At 70.9% G+C, this 20,656-nt stretch carries 19 protein-coding genes; 8 read left to right on the forward strand and 11 right to left on the reverse strand.

Features of this window, described 5'->3' with window-relative positions; all coding sequences use genetic code 11:
• Positions 1-95 precede the first annotated feature (95 nt).
• The 7 genes from FR742_RS20740 to FR742_RS20770 form a co-directional block, all read right to left on the reverse strand.
• Positions 96-1,622, reverse strand: a complete 1,527-nt coding sequence (locus FR742_RS20740) for an AMP-binding protein (protein WP_148032473.1) — start codon at positions 1,620-1,622, stop codon at positions 96-98.
• Positions 1,623-1,717: 95 nt separating this feature from the next.
• Positions 1,718-2,287 (reverse strand): hypothetical protein, encoded by a 570-nt coding sequence (locus tag FR742_RS20745; protein ID WP_148032474.1) that lies wholly within the window; start codon positions 2,285-2,287, stop codon positions 1,718-1,720.
• Positions 2,288-2,380: 93 nt separating this feature from the next.
• A complete protein-coding gene (locus FR742_RS20750; protein WP_148032475.1) occupies positions 2,381-3,193 on the reverse strand; it encodes a MetQ/NlpA family ABC transporter substrate-binding protein in 813 nt (270 codons plus the stop codon).
• A 10-nt stretch (positions 3,194-3,203) separates the two neighbouring features.
• Positions 3,204-3,860, reverse strand: a complete 657-nt coding sequence (locus FR742_RS20755) for a methionine ABC transporter permease (RefSeq protein WP_148032476.1) — start codon at positions 3,858-3,860, stop codon at positions 3,204-3,206.
• Positions 3,857-4,807, reverse strand: coding sequence for a methionine ABC transporter ATP-binding protein (locus FR742_RS20760; protein WP_148032477.1), 951 nt, complete (start codon positions 4,805-4,807; stop codon positions 3,857-3,859). The genes FR742_RS20755 and FR742_RS20760 overlap by 4 nt, the downstream gene beginning before the upstream one ends.
• Positions 4,808-5,098: 291 nt before the next feature.
• Positions 5,099-6,244, reverse strand: coding sequence for a Fic family protein (locus tag FR742_RS20765; protein WP_148032478.1), 1,146 nt, complete (start codon positions 6,242-6,244; stop codon positions 5,099-5,101).
• A 23-nt stretch (positions 6,245-6,267) separates the two neighbouring features.
• On the reverse strand, positions 6,268-6,858 hold the full coding sequence (locus tag FR742_RS20770; RefSeq protein ID WP_148032479.1) for a TetR/AcrR family transcriptional regulator: 591 nt from the start codon (positions 6,856-6,858) through the stop codon (positions 6,268-6,270).
• Between the two features lie 77 nt (positions 6,859-6,935).
• On the opposite strand from FR742_RS20770, the gene FR742_RS20775 reads away from it, so the two are divergent.
• Positions 6,936-7,817: an alpha/beta hydrolase gene (locus FR742_RS20775; protein WP_148032480.1), complete on the forward strand. Its 882-nt coding sequence runs from the start codon at positions 6,936-6,938 to the stop codon at positions 7,815-7,817.
• A gap of 52 nt (positions 7,818-7,869) precedes the next feature.
• Here the strand turns inward: FR742_RS20775 and lon are convergent, their stop codons facing one another.
• Positions 7,870-10,230 carry an endopeptidase La gene (gene lon, locus FR742_RS20780; protein ID WP_148032481.1) on the reverse strand — a complete coding sequence of 787 codons (2,361 nt, stop codon included), beginning with the start codon at positions 10,228-10,230 and terminating at the stop codon, positions 7,870-7,872.
• Between the two features lie 174 nt (positions 10,231-10,404).
• Between lon and FR742_RS20785 the strand changes: the two genes are divergently transcribed.
• The 5 genes from FR742_RS20785 to FR742_RS20805 all read left to right on the forward strand — a co-directional run bounded on the left by FR742_RS20785 (position 10,405) and on the right by FR742_RS20805 (position 15,749).
• Entirely contained in the window at positions 10,405-11,655 is a 1,251-nt protein-coding gene (locus FR742_RS20785) for a sensor histidine kinase (protein WP_148032482.1), read from the forward strand.
• Positions 11,652-12,308 (forward strand): response regulator transcription factor, encoded by a 657-nt coding sequence (locus FR742_RS20790; RefSeq protein WP_148032483.1) that lies wholly within the window; start codon positions 11,652-11,654, stop codon positions 12,306-12,308. Before FR742_RS20785 ends, FR742_RS20790 begins: the two co-directional genes overlap by 4 nt.
• A gap of 31 nt (positions 12,309-12,339) precedes the next feature.
• Positions 12,340-13,698: a phenylacetate--CoA ligase family protein gene (locus FR742_RS20795; RefSeq protein ID WP_148032484.1), complete on the forward strand. Its 1,359-nt coding sequence runs from the start codon at positions 12,340-12,342 to the stop codon at positions 13,696-13,698.
• Positions 13,699-13,911: 213 nt separating this feature from the next.
• The gene (locus tag FR742_RS20800; protein ID WP_148032485.1) at positions 13,912-14,673 is read left to right on the forward strand and encodes an alpha/beta hydrolase; all 762 of its coding nucleotides are present in this window, start codon (positions 13,912-13,914) and stop codon (positions 14,671-14,673) included.
• A gap of 332 nt (positions 14,674-15,005) precedes the next feature.
• Positions 15,006-15,749 carry a hypothetical protein gene (locus FR742_RS20805; RefSeq protein ID WP_222709011.1) on the forward strand — a complete coding sequence of 248 codons (744 nt, stop codon included), beginning with the start codon at positions 15,006-15,008 and terminating at the stop codon, positions 15,747-15,749.
• A 120-nt stretch (positions 15,750-15,869) separates the two neighbouring features.
• Here the strand turns inward: FR742_RS20805 and FR742_RS20815 are convergent, their stop codons facing one another.
• On the reverse strand, positions 15,870-16,259 hold the full coding sequence (locus FR742_RS20815) for a DUF4180 domain-containing protein (RefSeq protein ID WP_148032486.1): 390 nt from the start codon (positions 16,257-16,259) through the stop codon (positions 15,870-15,872).
• Between the two features lie 354 nt (positions 16,260-16,613).
• A complete protein-coding gene (locus FR742_RS20820) occupies positions 16,614-17,015 on the reverse strand; it encodes a helix-turn-helix domain-containing protein (protein ID WP_148032487.1) in 402 nt (133 codons plus the stop codon).
• A 99-nt stretch (positions 17,016-17,114) separates the two neighbouring features.
• On the opposite strand from FR742_RS20820, the gene FR742_RS20825 reads away from it, so the two are divergent.
• Positions 17,115-17,807, forward strand: a complete 693-nt coding sequence (locus FR742_RS20825; RefSeq protein WP_148032488.1) for an MBL fold metallo-hydrolase — start codon at positions 17,115-17,117, stop codon at positions 17,805-17,807.
• Positions 17,808-18,043: 236 nt separating this feature from the next.
• Entirely contained in the window at positions 18,044-19,441 is a 1,398-nt protein-coding gene (locus FR742_RS20830; protein ID WP_148032489.1) for an MFS transporter, read from the forward strand.
• Here the strand turns inward: FR742_RS20830 and FR742_RS20835 are convergent.
• Complete coding sequence (locus FR742_RS20835) at positions 19,423-20,652, reverse strand: cytochrome P450 (RefSeq protein WP_261808643.1); 1,230 nt, start codon at positions 20,650-20,652, stop codon at positions 19,423-19,425. The genes FR742_RS20830 and FR742_RS20835 overlap by 19 nt on opposite strands.
• Between the last annotated feature and the right edge of the window lie 4 nt (positions 20,653-20,656).

The following is a 20,656-nucleotide window of genomic DNA, read 5'->3' on the forward strand; positions in this document are numbered from 1 at the left end:
GTAAGTCCTGGTTAAGCCGATGATCGACGGCGGCTGAACTCGTAAACGACGACTTTATCCTCCCTGCTCGAAGCCCGTTGCCCGGCGCGGAAAAATCACTTCCAGTACTCGTCCTTGAGCAGCCGCTTGTAGAGCTTGCCCGTGGGATGCCGGGGCAGCTCCGCCCTGAAGTCGACCGACTTGGGACACTTGTAGTGAGCCAGCTGCGAACGGCAGTACTCGATCAGCTCCTTCTCCAGCTCCGGCCCCGCCTCGTCCATCGACACCGGCTGGACCACGGCCTTGACCTGCTCGCCCATCTCCTCGTCCGGCACGCCCAGCACGGCCACGTCGGCGACCTTGGGGTGCACGCACAGGGCGTTCTCCGCCTCCTGCGGGTAGATGTTCACCCCGCCGGAGATGATCATGTACGAGCGGCGGTCGGTGAGATAGAGGAAGCCCTCCTCGTCCAGGTAGCCGATGTCGCCGAGGGTGGTCCAGCCGCGGCCCCGCGGGTCCTGCACCGAGCGGGTCTTGTCCGGGTCGCCGTGGTATTCGAAGGCGGCGGCGCTCTCGAAGTAGATCGTGCCGTGCTCGCCCGGCGGCAGCTCCTCGCCCTCCTCGTCGCAGATGTGCACCGGGCCCAGCAGGGAACGGCCGACCGTGCCCTTGTGCTCCAGCCAGTCCTTCGATCCGACGTACAGGAAGCCGTTGCCCTCGGTGCCCGCGTAGTACTCGTGGATGATCGGGCCCCACCACTCGATCATCTTCTCCTTGACCGGGATCGGGCAGGGCGCGGCCGCGTGGATGGCGGCCTCCAGCGACGACAGGTCATATCTCGCCCGGGTTTCCTCCGGCAGCTTGAGCATCTTGATGAACATGGTCGGCACCAGCTGCGAGTGCGTCACCCGGTACTTCTCGACCAGCCGCAGGTACTCCTCGGGGTCGAAGCGCTCCATGACCACGAGGGTGGCGCCGATGCGCTGGAACGTCATGCAGTAACGCAGCGGGGCCGCGTGGTAGAGCGGAGCGGGCGACAGGTAGACGCTGTCGGCCGACGGCGCGAACAGGAACTGGATGAGGCCGAACAGGGCGCCAGGCTCGGTCAGCGGCTCCAGCGCCAGGGCGGGCTTGACGCCCTTGGGCCTGCCGGTGGTGCCGGAGGAGTAGAGCATGTCGGTGCCCTGCACCTCGTCGTCGATCGGGGTGACCGGATGGGCCGCGACGGCTTCCTCGTACGACTGGAAGCCCTCGGCGGTGCCGTCGAGCATCAGCCGCAGCTCCACGCCCGGCGTGTCGGCGGTGATGGAGGTGGCGACCTCGGCGAGGGCGGCGCTGGAGACGAACACCCGGGCGCCGCAGTTGTCGACGATGTAGGCCAGCTCGTCGCGTTGCAACCGCGAGCTGATCGCCGTGTAGTAGAGGCCGGACCGGTGCGCGGCCCAGGCGATGGCCAGGAAGAGCGGATGGTTGGGCAACATGAAGGCGATGTGGTCGCCCGGCCGCAGGCCCGCGGCGCGGAACAGGTGGGCCAGCCGGTTCGACTCCTCGTCGAGCCGGCGATAGGTGACGACCTGACCGGAGCCCGCCATGATCACAGCGGGCTTGTCGGGGGTGACGGCTGCGATGGCTCCCGGGTACATGACCGAACAGTATTCTGTTCACGCCGGGAAAAGCCAGCCTCCGCACACGGCGAAGCCGCGACCTCGCCTTCGAGGCCGCGGCTCGCTGTCATGGATCAGACGGCGTGGTAGACGTCCTGCCAGCCGGAGTTCCAGCCCTTCGGGCCCCAGTGGTCGCCGCGGCTCACGTTCACGTAGATGTGAGCGACGTCCTTACCGGAGAACGAGAAGTGCTTCGGGTGCTTGTGGCAGTTCTTGAACCGCTCGAAGGAGGTGTCGCCGTCGTTGGTGACGACCTTGAAGGTCTCCCACGCGCACTTGTTCTTGCCCCACCACTTGTCGTTGTGGAGCTTGCTGTGGACGTCGAAGGTGTCGACGTGCTTCCACACCCACACGCGCTTCTTGTCCTTCTTCTTCACCCACCAGCACTTCTTTTCCCCGTCGTGCCACTTGCAGACCTTCTTGGGGGTCCAGACGGTCTTCCAGTACCAGTGCTTGTAGGTCTTCTTCTCCACCTTCACATGACCCTCGGCCTTGGCGTTGTGGTCACTGGAGTGGTACGGGCCCCAGCTGTCGTAGGAGGCGGAGGCACTGGTCGTCGTCGTCGCGCTCGCCGCGGCGGGGGCGGCGACGGCCACCATGGAGGCGGCCGCGACGCCGATCAGGATTCGAGTTGCGAATCGCACTTGAGGGCTCCTCGGGAAGAGGTCGGTTCTGCTGTCGGGTCATTGATAAGCGGAACCGATTGCCCCCGGCTTGCAAGCCGCTTTAACGTCGCCTTATCCGGCGGCGGTCACCGAACCCGCGTACTTCTGCGCGATGAAGTCCTTCACCTTCTGGTCCTGGAGCAGTTTGCCCAGCGTGACGATGTCCGGGTCCTGCTCCTGCCCGGCGGCGACGACCAGGCCGTTCACGTACGGGTTGTCCTCGCCCTTCTCCAGGGTCAGGGCGTCGGACGCGGGCTTGAGTCCGGCCTCCATGGCGTAGTTGCCGTTGATCACGGCCGCGTCCACGTCGTCCAGGGAGCGCGGCAGCTGCGCGGCCTCCAGCGGCTCGAACTTCAGGTTCTTCGGGTTGCCGGTGACGTCGCGCTCGGTGGCGGCGGTGCCCGCGCCCTCCTTGAGCGTCACCACGCCGTTGTCGGCGAGCAGCTTGAGCGCGCGGCCCAGGTTGGTGGCGTCGTTCGGCACGGCCACGGTGGCGCCGTCGGCCAGGCCGCCGAGCTCGGTCACCTTCTTGGAGTACAGGCCGAGCGGCTCCAGGTGGACCGGCGTGACGAAGGCCAGGTCGGTGCCCTTGGAGGCGTTGAAGTCGTCCAGGTACGGCTTGTGCTGGAAGAAGTTGGCGTCCAGCTTGCCCTCGCTGAGCTGGACGTTCGGCTGCACGTAGTCGGTGAACTCGACGATCTCCAGGTCCAGGCCGGCGGCCTCGGCGAGGTTCTCGTCGATGTAGGCGAGGATCTCGCCGTGCGGCACCGGGCTGGCGCCGACCTTGAGCGCGCCGTCCGGCTCGCTGGTCGCGGACTGCGACGCACCGCATGCGGCGAGCGACAGAGCCAGCGCGGCAGCACCCACTATTCGACCAAATTTCATGATCTTTCCTTTACTTGTGCGATAGACGCCGGGCGGCGTAGTCGCCCAGGCTCTGCATGAGTTGCACGATCACGACCAGCAGCACGACGGTCGCCACCATCACGCCGGTCTCGAACCGCTGGTAGCCGTACCGGATGGCCAGGTCGCCCAGCCCGCCTCCGCCGATGGTCCCGGCCATGGCCGTGTAGCCGATGAGCGCGACCACCGTCACCGTGATCCCGGCGACGATCCCCGGCAGCGCCTCGGGCAGCAGCACCTTGGCCACGACGGTGGCGCGGCCCGCCCCCATCGCCTGCGCGGCCTGGATCACGTCCCGGTCCACCTCGCGCAGCGAGGTCTCCACCAGCCGGGCGAAGAACGGCACGGCGCCGACGGTGAGCGGCACCACCACGGCGGCGGTCCCGATGGTGGTGCCGACGACCAGCCGGGTGAACGGGATGATGGCGATCATCAGCACGATGAACGGCAGCGACCGGCCCACGTTCACGACCATCCCGAGCACGGACCTCAGAGCGGGCAGCGGCCGCAGCCCGCCGCGGTCGAACACCACCAGCGCCACGCCCAGCGGCAGCCCGAGCAGCACGGTCAGCAGCGCCGACCAGCCGACCATGATCGCGGTCTCGACGGTGGCCTCCACCAGCAGGGGCGCCATCTCTTCCCAGGTCATGACACCTCCACCAGCAGCCCGCTCTCGCGGAGATAGTCGAGCGCGGCCGGAGCCTCGTCACCGGTGAGCGCGACCCGCAGCCGGCCGGCCGAGCCGCCGGCGATCTCCTCGATCGCGCCGCCCAGGATGCTCACGTCCACGTCGAACTTGCGCACCACCTCCGACACCAGCGGCCGCTGCGGGTCGCCGGTGAAGGTGAGCGTCACCGAGCCCGCGGGCGCGGGACCGGGCAGCGGGAAGATCTCCCGGGTGAGGCGCGAGCCGGGGGTCCTGATGAGGTCGGCGACGGCGCCCGACTCCTCGACGCGCCCGCCGGACATGATGGCGGCCGAGTCGCAGACGCTCTTGATGACGTCCATCTCGTGCGTGATGAGCAGGATCGTCAGGCCCAGCTCCGTGTTGAGCCGCTTCAGCAGGTCCAGGATCGACTGGGTGGTGGCAGGGTCGAGCGCGGAGGTGGCCTCGTCCGACAGCAGCACGGCCGGCTTGCCGGCGAGCGCCCTGGCGATGCCGACGCGCTGCTTCTGCCCGCCGGAGAGCTGGTGCGGGTGGTCGCGCTCGCGCCCGTTCAGCCCCACCAGTTCCAGCAGCTCGGCGACGCGGCGGCGGCGCTCCGCCCTGGGCACGCCCATGACCTCCAGCGGGAAGGCCACGTTGCCCGCCACGGTCCGCGAGGAGAGCAGCGCGAAATGCTGGTGGATCATGCCGATGCGGCGGCGGGCGCGGTTGAGGTCACGGCCGCCGAGCCCGGTGAGCTCCTGGCCGGCCACCCTCACCGTGCCGGAGTCGGGTCGTTCCAGCAGGTTGACGCAGCGCAGCAGCGTGCTCTTGCCGGCGCCGCTGCGCCCCACCACGCCGTAGACCTCGCCTTCGCGCACGCTCAGGTCCACGCCGTCCAGCGCGACGGTGCGGCCGTACGCCTTGCGCAGGCCGGAAACCTCGATCACGACACTTCCCCATGGCTGAAAGGCGGCCCATGGCCGCGGAGCTGGAAACGATCCCGTACGAGAGCCGGTCGCTCTATCGCGAACCCGGATGGAACGGCAGATGGCTCAGCCGGCGCAGCACGTAACAGGGCATGATCACGGGAAGACCTTCGAGGGAGGGCGGGCGGTTATCGGGCCTGGCGGGCGGTCATCCGCCCCATGCGCAGGCGACAACACCGGCCGGATCGGCGATGCGCGTGTCCCTCGGTCATGCTCATGCCAACGACGCCCCGCGGCGCGGCTATTCCTGACTCAGGGGGTGACGTCGCTCACTCGGTAGGGGTCGCGGAGCGGCTCGGCCCGCCGGGCGAAGTCGGCCTTGATCGCGCGCATGCGCGGGCCCGGCTCGTAGAAGCGTCCCTTGGTCTCCCCGTACGGCTGGAGCCAGCCCTTCGCGGCCAGCTCCCGCAGGTCGCGGGCGGCCTGACCCTGGCTGAGCCCCTCGTCGGCCTGGTAGCGGCTCCGGCGCAGCCTGCGGTTGACGAACACCTCGTAGAGCGCGGACACGGAGCGGGTGTTGAGCCCGTCGGCGTCGACCCGCTCTTCGAGCAGCATCCAGATCTCCCCTGCCTGGGTGAGCCGCTGACGGACGCGCTGGGCCTGCATGTGGTGGCAGCGCAGGCAGAACCTGACCCAGGGCAGCGTGTCGCCGTGCGGCCCCCACTGCCGCCCGCCGACCCGGCCGAGCATCTCGTAGTAGTGGAGGGTGGTGCGCTGCTGGCCGAGCCACTCCTCGATCGAGCAGAACTCGGGCGTCGTGATCCGGTCGCGCCCGAGGACCAGGGTCTGCAGCGCCCTGGACATCCGGCCGTTGCCGTCGCGCCAGGGATGGATCTTGACGAGGTTGAGATGCGCCATGGCGGCACGCACGTAACTGGGCGCGCCGAGGTCACCGTGGTTGAGCCAGGCGATCAGCTCGTCGAGGAGGCCGGGCACCAGCTCGGCCTCGGGACCCTCGTAGACGACCCCGCCCGTCTCCGAGTCGCGGATGTAGATGCCGCCAGGCCGGACGACGCCCGGCCCCTTCTGCCTGTGGTGGCCGATCATCATGAAGTTGAGCGCGTTGAGCAGGCCCTGGTCATAGCGGAACGCCGGGGCCTCGGCCAGGAGCCGGACATAGGTGAGCGCCTGCTGGTAGCCGGCGATCTCCCGGGTGACCCGGTCGGACGCCTCCAGCGGCTCCTCCCCCTCCATGATCGACTCGATGTCCTCGACGCTGGCGTGGTAGCCCTCGATCGAGTTGGAGCCCTGGATCGCCCTCGCCCGCAGCTGGCGGCGCAACTGGCCGTCCCAGCGGTGGGTCTCGGCCAGCCGGTATTTGAGATCGCGACGCATCTCCTCGATCTCCACCAGCACGGCCTTGTCGGCCGGCTCCAGCTCGGGCGTCCCGTACAGCATGGAACCATGGAAGCATGACCGAATCATTCGGTCAAATGAGCGGATGATTCGGTCATTTGGGAGATCTGCCGATCGAGGATGCGTATCGCGCGATCCGCCGTGAGGTGACCGAGCAGCAGGTCGGAGGCCAGCCCGTCGGTCAGCGCCAGGAGGGCGTCCGCGGCCATCGCGGGATCGGCGGCGAGCCCTTGCAGGCGCTCGGCCACCGCCGCGGACAGCAGGGCGCGGCCCTCCCGGTAGCGGACGGCCATGGTCTCGTCGTTGAGCGCGCGGAAGAAGACCGCCACCCCGACCAGCGTCGCCGTCCGGGCCTCGGCGTCCAGCGGCAGCATCGCCAGGAGCAGGGCGCGCACCAGGTCGCGGGGCGTGGCGGACTCCATCCCCGCCAGGCTGCGCCCGAGGCGTTCCCTCAGCTGATCGCGCAGGCGGGCGGTCGCGTACAGGAGCATCTCGTCCTTGCTCGCGAAGTAGTGCTGGACCAGCCCGATGGACATGCCCGCCGCCGCCGCCACCTCGCGCATGCTGACCGCCTCCAGGCCGCGCGAGGCGGCGATGCCCCACAGCGCCTCGGTGATCTGCTCGCGCCGCTGCTCGTGGTCGACCTTCTTCGGCATCCGCCCGCCTTCCCGATTTTCGCCATATGATCGTACGACAAAGAACGCAATATGATCGTATGGCAAAGGAGGGTGAGATGCCGGAGATCGGCCGCTTCGCCACGCCCGCCGCGCGGGCGGCGTACGAGAAGGTCTATGACGAGACGCTGGCCGCGCTGCCGTCACCGGCCGGGACGCATGACGTGGCGACGCCGTTCGGGCGGGTGCGCGCGTACCGGTTCGGCGAGGGCGGCGGCACGCCGCTGGTGCTGCTGCACGGCAAGTCGGCGACCGGCGTCATGTGGCTGCCGAACCTCCCCGGGCTGGCCGCGGCCCGCCCCGTGTACGTGCTCGACCTGCTCGGCGAGGGCGGCCGCAGCGAGCAGACCGCGCCGATCAAGGACGCCGGCGACCAGGCCGCCTGGCTTTCGGCCGCGCTCGACGGGCTCGGGATCGGCGCCGCCCACCTGGTCGGCATGTCGATCGGCGGCTGGCTGGCGTGCAACCAGGCCGTGCGGGATCCGCGCCGCGTGGCCTCGATCAGCCTGATCGACCCGGCCAACACGCTGGCCCCGATACCGGCCGGGCTGATCCTGCGGACGATCCCGGTCATGCTGCCGTTCGTCTCGCGCTGGGCGCGGCCGCGCTTTCTCAGGTGGATCGACGGCACCGGCGGCGAGATCGCGCCGGACGACCCCGTGGCCCGGCTCATCTCCGCCACGATGGCGCACTACCGGCCCGCGCTCCCGCCTCCCGCGCGCTTCACCGACGAGCAGCTGCGCTCCATCACGGTGCCCGCGCTGGTGCTGGTGGCCGGGCGCAGCGTCATCCACGACCCGGCCCTGGCGATCCGGCGGGCGCGCGACCTCATCCCCGGCGTGCGCGCCGAGCTGTGGCCGGAGGCGACGCACTCGATCTCCGGCCACTTCGCGTCCGAGGTGAACGAGAGCGTGCTGGAGTTCACCGCCTCCCTCCCTTGAGACCTCCCCATACGGAAGACGCCCCGCCGGAGCGGGGCGTCCTCGTACGGGATCAGGCGGCGACGCTGCCGGCCACCTGAGCCGGGACGAGCGCGATGTCCAGGACCTCGCGCACGTCGCTGACCGCGTGGATGGTCAGCTCGTCGCGGACCTCCTGGGGCACGTCGTCCAGGTCCGGCTCGTTGCGCGCCGGGATGAGCACCGTGGAGATGCCCGCCCGGTGCGCCGCCAGCAGCTTCTGCTTGACGCCGCCGATCGGCAGCACCCGGCCGGTGAGCGAGATCTCGCCGGTCATCGCCACGTCCCCGCGGACCTGCCGGCCCGACAGCAGCGAGGCCAGCGCGGTCGTCAGCGTCACGCCCGCCGACGGGCCGTCCTTGGGCACGGCGCCCGCCGGGAAGTGGACGTGCACCGAGCGGTCCTTCAGCGCGGTGACGGGCAGCTCCAGCTCCGCGCCGTGGGAGCGCAGGTAGGACATCGCGATCCTGGCCGACTCCTTCATCACGTCGCCGAGCTGGCCGGTCAGGGTCAGGCCGGTCTCGCCGGTCTCCGGGTCGGCCAGCGACGCCTCCACGTAGAGCACGTCGCCGCCCGCGCCGGTGACCGCCAGGCCGGTGGCCACGCCCGGCACCGAGGTCCGCTGGGCGTTCTCCGGCAGCGACGACTCCGGCACGAACCTGGGCCTGCCCAGATAGGCGGTCAGGCCGTCGGCGCCGACCGTGACAGGGAGCTCGTCGCCGGCCGCGACCTTGCGCAGGATGCGGGCGACCGTCCGCTCCAGGGAGCGGACGCCGGCCTCGCGGGTGTACTCGGTGGCCAGCCTGCGCAGCGCCTCGTCCTCGACGGTGACCTCCTCGGCCGTCAGGCCGGCCAGCCCGAGCTGGCGGGGCACCAGGTGGTCGCGGGCGATGGCGACCTTCTCGTCCTCGGTGTAGCCGTCGAGCGTGACGACCTCCATCCGGTCGAGCAGCGGGCCGGGGATCGCCTCCAGGACGTTGGCCGTGGCCAGGAAGAGCACGTCGCTCAGGTCGAGCTCGACCTCCAGGTAGTGGTCGCGGAACGTGTGGTTCTGCGCCGGGTCGAGCACCTCCAGCAGCGCGGCCGTCGGGTCGCCGCGGTAGTCGGCGCCGACCTTGTCGACCTCGTCGAGCAGCACGACCGGGTTCATCGAGCCGGCCTCGCGGACGGCGCGGACGATGCGGCCGGGCAGCGCGCCCACGTAGGTGCGCCGGTGGCCGCGGATCTCCGCCTCGTCGCGGACGCCGCCGAGCGCGACGCGGACGAACTTGCGGCCCATGGCGCGGGCGACCGACTCGCCGAGCGAGGTCTTGCCGACGCCGGGAGGGCCGGCCAGGGCGAGCACGGCGCCGCTGCGCCGGCCGCCCACCACGCCGAGCCCCTTCTCCTGGCGGCGCTTGCGGACGGCCAGGTGCTCGATGATGCGGTCCTTCACGTCGGACAGGCCCGTGTGGTCGGCGTCCAGCACCTCGCGGGCGCCGACGATGTCGTAGTTGTCCTCGGTACGCACGTTCCACGGCAGGTCGAGGACCGTGTCGAGCCAGGTGCGGATCCAGCCGGTCTCCGGGGACTGGTCGGAGGTCCGCTCCAGCTTGTCGACCTCCTTGAGTGCGGCCTCGCGCACCTTCCCGGGCAGGTCGGCCGCCTCGACGCGGGCGCGGTAGTCCTCCTCCTCGGTCTCGGCCGAGTCGCCGTTGAGCTCCTTCAGCTCCTTGCGGATGGCGGCGAGCTGCTGGCGCAGCAGGAACTCGCGCTGCTGCTTCTCCATGCCCTCCTGGACGTCCTTGCGGATCGTCTCGGCCACGTCCAGCTCGGCCAGGTGCTCGCGGGACCATTCGACCAGCTTGGCCAGCCGGTCGGCGGGATCGCCGGCCTCCAGCAGCTCCACCTTCTGGGCGGTGGACAGCCACGGGGTGTAGCCGGAGCTGTCGGCCAGCACCGAGGGGTCGTCGATCTGGTTGACCTGGTCGACCACCTGCCAGGCGCCGCGCTTCTGCAGGATGGTGGTGGCCAGGGCCTTGTACTCCTTGGCCAGCTCGGTGGCGCGCTCACCGGCGGGGACCGCGTCCACGGTCACGGCCTCCACCCACAGCGCCGCGCCGGGGCCGGTCGTGCCGGCGCCCATGCGCACCCGGTCGACGCCGCGGACCACGGCGGCGGGCTCGCCGCCGGGCAGCCGCCCGACCTGCTCGACGACGGCGCGCACGCCGACGGCGCCGTAGCGGCCGTCGATGCGGGGAACGAGGAGCACCTGGGGCTTGTTGCCACCGGATGCCTGGGCCGCGTCGATCGCGGCGCGCACCTCGGAGTCGGACAGGTCCAGGGGAACCACCATGCCCGGCAGCACGACGGCGTCGTCCAGCGGCAGAACCGGCAGGATCAAGCTCTCACTCATGCGAACTCCAAAGGATTGAGTTATATCGACTCAATTCATCGGAGCCTCGTAATGTTCCCTTGCTTGCCGATGTTCGCTCAGAGCGAGCGTAATCATGTAAGCGATACCTAAGGGTGAGAGCGGATCAGACCTGGGTGCGACGCGCGGCGCGCACCCGGCTCGTAGTCTTCAACCGTGTTCTCGGCCGTGCTGCGCCCCATCCCTCTCGTGCTCTACAAGGGCGAGGCCGACCCGCCCACGCCCCGGTCCCGCCGGCTGGCCATGCCGGTGCCGCGTTGGCTCGGGCTGCTGCCGTTCCGCACGCTCGACCTGGTGCGGACGGCCGACGCGCTGCTGGCCCTCGTCCTGTTCCTGACCACCTACGACCGGGTCCTCCAGCATGACGGACGCCTGGCCGTCGCCTATCTGGCCGCGCTGGGGGTCGCGGTGCCGCTCGTGCTGCGCGACCGCAGGCCGCTGGCGGCCTGGCGCGCCTCGCTGGCCCTGCTGCCCGCCGGGCTCTGGGTCTCCTTCGAGCTGGGCATCGACTACGAGGACAACCCCTACACCCCGGAGATGGTGCTCTCCTACCTGCTCGTGGCCTACTCGGTGGCGGTGCGCTGCGATCGGCGGATCACCGGCGCCGCCTGGGTGATCAGCGTGCTGGTGATGTGGATCGCCTTCCCCAACGGCATGCCGCTCGGGTCGGTCATCGTGGGCGCCGTCATGCTCCTCGGCTACAACGTCCGGGTGCGGCGCAGCGCCACCGAGCGGCTCGCCCTGGAGGAGCGGCGCAGCCAGGAGGCCATGGGCGCGCAGGCCGTGCTGGAGGAGCGCGCCCGCATCGCCCGCGAGCTGCACGACGTGGTGGCCCACCACATGTCGGTGATCGCGATCCAGGCCGAGGCGGTGCCGCTCAAGGCGGCGGGCGACCCGGCCCAGCTGGAGGCGGGGCTGGCCGGCATCCGCGCGCTGTCGCTGGAGGCGATCGCCCAGCTCCGGCAGGTGCTCGGCGTGCTGCGCGACGAGGAGGGCCGCACCGACACCGCCCCGCAGCCCGGCCTGGAGCAGGTGGACGACCTGGTGGCCAACGCGCGGGCGGCCGGGCTGTCCGTGCTGGTCAGGCGGCCCGAGTCGCTGGAGGGGGTGCCCCAGGCGGTGGGCATGTCCGCCTACCGGATAGTGCAGGAGTCGCTGAGCAACGCGATGCGCCACGCCCCCGGCGCGACCGTCGTGCTCGACATCGGCCGCGACGACCACGGCGTGCGCCTGCACATCACCAACGGCCCCGGCTCCTCCCCCGCCCACTCGCCGGGCGCCGGTCACGGGCTCGTCGGCATGCGCGAGCGGGCGGCGCTGCTCGGCGGCACACTGGAGGCGGGGCCGGTCCCGGTGGGAGGCTTCCAGGTGACCGCGGTGCTGCCGACCGGACGGGGTTCAGGGTGATACGGGTTCTGATCGCCGACGACCAGGGCATGGTGCGCACGGGCTTCACCGTGTTCCTGAGCTCCCAGCCCGACATCGTGGTCGTGGGCGAGGCGGCCGACGGGCGGGAGGCGATCGAGCGGGCCGCCGAGCTGGCGCCCGACGTGGTGCTGATGGACGTGCGGATGCCGGTGATGGACGGGCTGGAGGCCACCCGGCGGCTGTGCTCGCCCGGCTCGCGGTCCAAGGTGCTCATCCTGACCACGTTCGACCTCGACGACTACGTCTACGAGGCGCTGCGGGCCGGCGCCAGCGGGTTCCTGCTGAAGGACGCCTCGGCCGCCCAGCTCGCCGAGGCCGTCCGGGTGGTGGCGGCCGGCGACGCGCTCATCTCACCGGGCGTGACCAGGCGGCTCATCCACGAGTTCGCCCGGCTGGGGCCGCGGCCCGCGCCTTCGGCCGTCCGGCTGAGCCTGCTGACCGAGCGCGAGAGCGAGGTGCTCACGCTGGTCGCCCAGGCGCTGTCCAACCAGGAGATCGCGCGGAAGCTGGTGCTGGCCGAGCAGACGGTCAAGACGCACGTCGGGCGGGTGCTGATGAAGCTGGGGCTGCGCGACCGCGCTCAGGCGATCGTGTACGCCTACGAGACCGGGCTCGTGCGGCCGGGCGAGTGACGGGCCGGGGTTCCGGTCGTACAGTCGGCTGATGGACCTGGTCAAGCTGTTCCATGACGTGGTGGAGACGGTGCCCGCGTACCGGGCGTTCCTGGCGGAGCACGACATCGACCCCGCCCAGATCCGGACATTTCAGGATTTTGTGGGCTTGCCGATGACGAGCAAGGACACGTACACGCGACGCCACCCGCTCCCTGACCTGTGCCGTCATGGGGTGATCGGTGACATCGTCGCGGTGTCGTCCGGATCGACGGGTGAGCCCGCGTTCTGGCCGCGCACCGCCGCCGACGAGCACGCCGTCGCGGCCCGCTTCGAGGAGGTGTTCCGCGACTCCTTCGCCGCCCACGAGCGGCGCACGCTGGCGGTGGTCTGCTTCGCGCTCGGCACCTGGGTGGGCGGGCTGTTCACGCTCGCCTGCTGCCGCCGGCTGGCCGAGCTCGGCTACCCGGTGACGGTGGTGGCGCCGGGCGGCGACAAGCGGGAGATCCTGCGGGTGGTGCCCGAGCTGGCGCCGCACTTCGACCAGGTGGTGCTGCTCGGCTACCCGCCCTTCCTCAAGGACGTGATCGACGCCGGGCTGCCCTGGTCCCGCTGGCAGGTCAAGCTGGTCACCGCCGGCGAGGTCTTCAGCGAGGAGTGGCGCACGCTGGTGGCCTCCCGCGCCGGCATCGCCGATCCGGTGCGCGGGATCGCCTCCCTGTACGGGACGGCCGACGCGGGCGTGCTCGGCAACGAGACCCCGTTGTCGGTGGAGATCCGCCGCTTCCTGGCGGAGCGGCCGACGGTCGCGCGTGAGCTGTTCGGCGAGTCGCGGCTGCCCACGCTGGTCCAGTACGACCCGGGGGCGCGCTTCTTCGAGGAGCACGAGGGGACCCTGCTGTTCTCCGGCGACAACGGCATCCCGCTGATCCGCTACCACATCGCCGACGACGGCGGCCTGATCCCGTACGAGCGGATGCTGGCATTCGTCCGCGACCACGGACTGGAGCCGTCGGCGCCCGGCCCCGAACGGCCCTTCGCGTACGTCTTCGGGCGCAGCCGCTTCACCGTGTCGTACTACGGGGCGAACGTGTACCCCGAGAACATCTCCGTGGGGCTGGAGCAGCCGGAGGTGGCCGGGCTGGTGACGGGCAAGTTCGTGATGGAGGTGGCGGAGGACGAGCGGCGCGACCGGCACCTGACGGTGACGGTGGAGCTGGCCCCCGGCGAGAAGCCGTCAGACGGCACGGCCGAGGCCGTGGGCGCGTCGATCCTGTCCCAGTTGCGGCGGCTCAACAGCGAGTTCGCCCACTACGTGCCGGAGGCGCGCCAGACGCCGGTGATCCGGCTGCGGCAGACCGGCGACCCTGACTACTTCCCCCCGGGGGCCAAGCACCGCTACACCCGCTGACTCCCACGGAGGCCAAGCACCGCCACACCCGCTGACTCCCCCGGAGGCCAAGCACCGCCACACCCGCTGGCGTCCCGAAGGTGGCGGGCCCCACCCCTGACGCGGGGGCCGGCCGGTCATCCTTCCGGCGTCGTGATCCGACTCCGGTACTACCCGCAAGATCAGCCCGTGCGGTGACGCGGAATCCGGGTCCGGATCCGTACCTTCGACGCCATGCGATTCAGGCACGGGATCCTCGGCATGCTGGCGCTCGGCGCGCTGCTGGCCCCACCCGCCCAGACCAGCGGACGGCTGGTCCGGGTCTACGGCGATGTGGCCACGGCCGACCGGGTGGCGGTCATCGTACCGGGCGCCGACATCACGGCGGAGACCTTCGACACCGGCAGCCACCGGCCGGGCGGCTCGGCCCGCGCCCTCCTGGCCGAGGCGGCCGACCAGTCACCGGGCACGCGCCTGGCGGTCGTCGCCTGGCTGGGATACGACTCCCCACCGACCTGGAGCCTGAAGGTCATGACCGACTCCGCGGCCGGTGAGGGCGCGCAGGCGCTCCGCGGCATGGTCACCGACCTCCGCCGCCGGACCGCGGCCCCGATCGCGCTCCTGTGCCACAGCTACGGCTCGGTGGTCTGCGCCGAAGCCGCCGCCTCCGGCCTCCCGATCGCGGATCTGGCCCTCGTCGCCAGCCCCGGCGTGGAGTTCCCGGCCGCCACGTTCAGCCCCGCGCGGGTCTGGGCCGGCCTGGGCTCGGACGACTGGATGAGGTTCGTCCCGAAGACCAAGCTGGGCCCCCTGGGCTTCGGCCAGGACCCGACGGACCCCGCCTACGGCGCCCGGCTGTTCGACGCGGGCGAGGCCGGCCACAGCGACTACTTCCGTCCCGGCTCCACGTCCCTCCGCAACCTCACCCGGATAGCTCTCGGCCACATTGAGGAGGTCGGCCGTCCCCCGCCAGGGAAGACGACCACTGGGCCATGACCGTGCGATCGCCGCCTCTCCGGGCGCATGCGGCACCGTCCCCCGGACGGCCACCGCTTACATGCAGCGCTGTTCCGGCAGGCCACCGCTTGCCTCCGGCACATGCAGCGCCGTCCCCGACAGACCATCGCTTGCCTCCGGCACATGGAGCGCCGTCCCCCGGACGGCCATCGCTTGCATGCGGCGCTGTTCCGGCAGGCCACCGCTTGCCTCCGGCACACGCGGCACCGTTCCCGGCAGGCCACCACTGGAGGGTGCAGTCCTTACTCCGACCGGCCATGCTTGCTGTGCTCGCGGCCTCGATCCGAGTGAGCACGGCGATGAGTTGGAGTATGTCGGCCCACACCATGACCGATGCCGTCCTCGACGTCCGCATCATGACGGTTCGCTCGGCGAGATCGGGGGTCGACATCCTGCTGGCCGACTGGAGCGGCGTGCTTCTGCCGCACCTGCTCGCCGCACCCGATCCACGGGTGGTCACCGTCAGCAGTGAGGGGCAACGCTTCGCCCGCTTCGACCTGGACAACCTCAACGCCGAACGCCGCTACCGCACGGCGTTCGCCTATGTGCAGTCCAAGCGGGCCAACCTCTACTTCGCCGTCGAACTGCAGCGCCGGGCCGACGCCGCCCGGCTGAAGCTGCGCAGCATGGCCGTGGCGCCCGGGCTGACCCGCACCAACGTGCTCACCGGAGGCGCCGACGGCAGCAGAGAACGGCTGCATGCGACTCGTACGCGCCTGCTGGTCCGCGTCGCCTTCTTGCCCACTCTGGAGGGCGCGAAGACCTCCCTGTACGCGGCGACCGTGCCCGATCTGCCCGGCGGCAGCTACATCGTTCCGGACGGGCCGCTGCAACTGCGCGGCGAGCCGACTCCCCGTACTCGCGAGCGCGCCATCCACGACACCGCCACGGCCGCTCACCTCTGGCGGCTCCGAACGGCTGACCGGCGTCACCTATGTCCTGTCCGCCGCCGCGGCGACCCGCCTGCCGTAGTGTTCAACGCCGTTGAGTACGCCTACGGGACGTCTTCGCCGGGCCAGTTGCGGAGAACCCCTGAGGGTCGGCGGTGGGCCTGACGAGCCCGGTGAGCCCGCTGAGCCTGCTGAGCCCAGTAAGGCCGGTGAGCCCAGTAAGGCCGGTGAGCCCAGTAAGGCCAGACCCGGCGTCCGCAGCCGCCGGTACGCACCAGGGCGTCCCTACAGGTTCGTAGCCGCGGGCTCGTCGGTAAGCCGGGCGCGAAGGGCTTCCAGGTCGGGGAGGAACCAGAGCTCGTCGCCTCGGTTGGCTTCGCGTACCCAGTCCCTGAGGGCACCGCTGGAGGCCACGTATTCGGAGATGTCGCCGATGACGGCGACCTTGATGCGGTAGTTGGCGAACTTCTGGATGATCTCGCCGGCGACGCGGGTGCTGAGACGCCAGAAATCCTCGTGCAGCCTGCCTGCGGGGATGGCCACGAAGTGCGCGCGGTGATACCAGGCGTCGCCGATCAGGTCGAGGGCGTCGCGCTCCGTCCGCACCGGCGGGCCGTCCGCCTCACACAGCAGGACACCGGGCATCGGGGTGGCGGGGGCGGGATGGTCAGGCATGTGGGATCTCCAGGAGTAGGTCACGGCCGGTCACGGGCCGGGCAGGTCATGCGCCCAACGGGCGGGTCGGTGATGCGGCTAACGGACGGGGCTGTAATGCGACTAACGGACGGGTCGGTGGCCTGGCGGGCGGGTCAGTAGTGCGTCTGGTGGGCTGGGCCGGTCATGGCGCAGGCCGGTCGGGTCTACTGCTTGACCAGGCATTGACCAGCCGAAGCACCTGGGCGAACGGACTCGGCCGGTCATGATGCCTGCGGGTCATGGTCTACTGCTTGACCAAGGCGTCGACCAGCCGGAACACCTGGGCGGATGCGCCTGGTGGGCTGGGCCGGTCGTGACGCCGGTCGGTCGGGGCTACTGCTTGACCAGGGCGTCGATCAGCCGGAGGACCTGGGCGGTCGCCTCGAGGTCGCCCAGGACGACGACTTTCAGCCGGCCGCGTTCCTCGTCGTACACGCATTCGGCGCGGACGCCGGTGGGCCGGCCGCCGAGCGAGGCCAGGAGCATGGTGCTGACCCGGTCCATCTCGGCACGGTCGATGCCGTCGATGTTGACGATGGCCGACGCCTCGGCGTGCCGACCGGCAGGGGGTGGGGCGATCGGCAGGCCGGTGAACGCCTCAAGGTCTTCGCGGGCGATCCGATACTGCTTGCCGATCTTTACGGCCTTCAACCGGCCGTCACGGACGTACGCGCGGACGGTCTTGACGTGCAGGTCGAGCAGGTTGGCCACCTGCTCGACGGTATATCGTTCCATATACTTCCTCAACCTACCCTATCCCAGGGAGTGATAGGGAATGGATCGCCGTTAGTGAAGAAGCTCTCGGGACCGGAGAGGCGGACGTACGTTGCCCGCATGGAACTGATCGAGTTGACCCCTCAGTTGCGTCTCCTCCGCTTCCCCGTCGGCAACGCCTACCTGTGGCACGAGCGCGACGCGCTGACCCTGATCGACACCGGCGTGGCGGGGTCGGGCAAGGACGTCGAAGGCGCGATCCGCTCCCTCGGCTTCACCCTCGCCGACCTGCGGCACGTGATCGTGACGCACGGGCACGACGACCACCACGGCGCGCTGGCGGAGATCGCGGCTGATGCCACCGTCATGGTCCACCGGGCCGACGCGCCGGTGGTGCGGGGAGAGGCCGCGCAGCAGACGCCGGAGCGGGCGGACATGCCCGAGTGGGAGCGGGAGATCTACGACAGCCTGCCTCCGATGCCTCCCGTGCCCGCGGCCCGGGTGGACCGGGAGCTGGAGGGCGGCGAGGTGATCGACTTCGGGGGCGGCGCCGAGGTGATCCCCATTCCGGGACACACCGACGGCAGCATCGCGCTGCACCTGCCGGCGCACCGGCTGCTGTTCGCCGGCGACACCGTCGCGAACGTGAACGGGCAGGTCATCCTGGGCGTGTTCAACGCCGATCGGGCCAGGACGGCCGCGTCCTTCCGTCGGCTGGCCGACCTGGACCTGGGCCTGGTCTGCGTCGGGCACGGCGACCCGATTTCCGGCGACGCCTCCGCGCGCCTGCGCGAGGTCGCGGCCCAGCTCTGAGCCGCTAGCCGCCTCCGCGAGGCGGCGGCCCGGCTTTGAGCCGCATGCCGCCTTCGCCCCCCCTGCGCGAGGTCGCGGCCCAGCTCTCAGCCGCATACCGCCGCGCCTGCGCGAAAGTGGCGGCCCGGCTCTGAGACGTATGCGCGAGGGACGCCGCCCGTGATCCTGGTGCCCGGGGTTGAGCTGCGGGGAATGCCTGAGGCCGCCGGCTGTGCTGCTGCCTGGGGAGGTTCGCAATGGACGACGGGCACATCGAGCTCCGATCGGCGCGTGGCCGGTGGGTGCTGGCGGCGACCGTGCTGGGGTCGGGGCTGGCGATGCTCGACAGCACGGTGGTCAACGTGGCGCTGCCCTTCCTCGGCGCCGAGCTGGGGGCCGGCATGGCGGGCCTGCAGTGGACGGTGAACGCCTACACGCTCACGCTCGCCGGTCTGATCCTGCTGGGCGGCTCACTGGGCGACCGGTTCGGCAGGCGCCGGGTGTTCCTGATCGGGATGGTCTGGTTCGCGCTGGCGTCGGCGTTGTGCGCGGCGGCGCCGACGATCGAGTTCCTCATCGCGGCCCGCGCCCTGCAGGGGGTGGGTGGGGCGCTGCTCACGCCGGGCTCGCTGGCGATCATCCAGGCGTCGTTCTCCAAGGCGGACCGGCCGCGGGCGATCGGCGTCTGGTCGGGGCTGGGCGGGGTGGCGAGCGCGGTGGGGCCGCTGCTGGGCGGGGCGATGGTGCAGACGGCCGGCTGGCGGTGGGCGTTCCTGATCAACCTGCCGCTCGCGGCGCCGGCGCTGCTGGTGGCGGCCCGGCACGTGCCGGAGAGCAGGGACGAGCAGGCGGCGGGCCGTTTCGACGTGCTGGGGTCGGTGCTGGCGGCGCTGTCGCTGGCCGGGATCACGTACGGGCTGATCGAGCTGGACGCGCCGGTGCCGCTGGTCGCGGGCGTGCTGCTGGGAGCGGCGTTCGTGGTGCTGGAGTGGCGCCGGTCGCCGGACGCGCTGGTGCCGGTCGGCCTGTTCGCCGACCGGGTGTTCTCGGCGGTGAACGCGGTCACGCTCGTCATGTACGGGGCGATGGGCGTGGTGTTCTTCCTGCTGGCCGTGCAGTTGCAGGTGGTGTCGGGGTTCTCGCCGCTGGCGGCGGCCTCGGCGCTGCTGCCGGTCACGGTGCTGATGCTGCTGCTGTCGCCGCGCGCCGGCGAACTGGCCAAGCGGTACGGGCCGCGCTGGCCGATGACGGGCGGGATCCTGCTGGCAGGCGTGGGGTTCGTGCTCATGAGCACGATCGGCTCCGGCGTGTCGTACGCGCTGGTCGTGCTTCCGGCGGTCACCGTGTTCGGGCTGGGGCTGTCGGCGGCGGTGGCGCCGCTGACCGCGACCGTGCTGGCCACCGCCGACGACCGTCACGCGGGCACCGCGAGCGGGATCAACAACGCGGTGGCGCGCACCGGCGGGCTGCTCGCGGTGGCCGCGGTGCCGCCCCTGGTGGGGCTGGTCGGGAACGCCTTCCGGAACCCGGCGGTGTTCGACGCGGGGTTCCGCCGGGCGATGCTGGTCAGCGCGGTGATGATGGGGGTGGCGGCGCTGGTGACGGCCGTCGCCGTCAGGGAGAACGTGCTCGACCCTCAGAAGGTGAAGGCCTGACTGCGGACGCTGTTGTCGAAGTTGGACTCCAGCAGCTCCGGCTCGCCGACGGTGCGGATGCCGGGCAGCCTCGTCAGCAGCGTCCTGAACATGGTGCGCAGCTCCTGCCTGGCCAGGTTGGCGCCGAGGCAGAAGTGGGGGCCGGGGCCGCCGAAGCCGACGTGCGGCTTGGTGTCGCGGGTGATGTCGAACCGGTCGGGGTCGGGGAAGACGGACTCGTCGCGGTTGGCCGAGCCGTAGAAGAGCACGACCTTGTCGCCCTTCTTCAGCTCCAGCCCGCGCAGCGAGTAGTCCTGCGTGAGCGTGCGCCGGAACTGCATGATCGGCGAGACGTGGCGGACCATCTCCTCGATGGTGTTGCCGATGTGCGCGTCGAAGTCGCTCATGAGCAGCTCGCGCTGCGCCGGGTTGTCGGTGAGCAGCTTGATGCCGTGGGCCATGGTGTTGCGCGCGGTCTCGTTGCCGGCGACCAGCAGCAGCGCGAAGAACGAGCCGAGCTCGCGGTAGGTGAGCTTCTCGCCGTCGGGGTTGGCGGTGACCAGGAGGGAGACCAGGTCGCCCTTGGGGTCGGCGGCGCGTTCGTGGCCCAGCTTGATCACCATGCGCTGGAGGGCGAGCAGGGCCAGCATGTTCTGCCCGGCCATCTGGACGGTGCGGGCCAGGCTGGGCCGGATGCCGGTGTAGGCGGTGGAGATGTCGACGTGCTTGTGGACCCGTTCGCGCCACTCTTGCGGGATGTCGAGCATGTCGCAGATGACGTGGATGGGCAGCCGGGCGGCGACCTGCTGGACGAAGTCGCGCGGCCCCTGCGCGACGGCGTCGTCGACGATGCGCCCGCAGGCCGACTCGATGTCGGACTGCAGCCCCGCGAGCATCTTGGGGCTGAACGAGCGGGTCACGATGCGGCGCAGCCGGGCGTGTCGCGGGTCGTCCATGTTGACCATCGACTCGCCGAACACCTGCTTGACCCAGCCGGGCGGCTCGGGGTTGGTGACGGCCGGCTCGCTGGAGAAGACCTTGGCGTTGCGGCTGGCCTCGACCACGTCGGCGTGGCGCACCAGGGCGTAGAAGCCGGCGCCGGAGCGCAGGAACGGCACCTTCTTCTCCGGGAAGAACACCGGATGGTCCAGCTGCCGGAGCCGGGCGAACGCCTCGTGCCGCTCCTTGAGCGGCCTGCGCCAGAAGTCAAGATCAGCGAGGTCGATGTCCACGTGC

Origin of the sequence: Nonomuraea sp. C10 (assembly GCF_008017515.1) — a bacterium.
GTDB classification, from domain to species: Bacteria; Actinomycetota; Actinomycetes; order Streptosporangiales; family Streptosporangiaceae; genus Nonomuraea; species Nonomuraea ferruginea.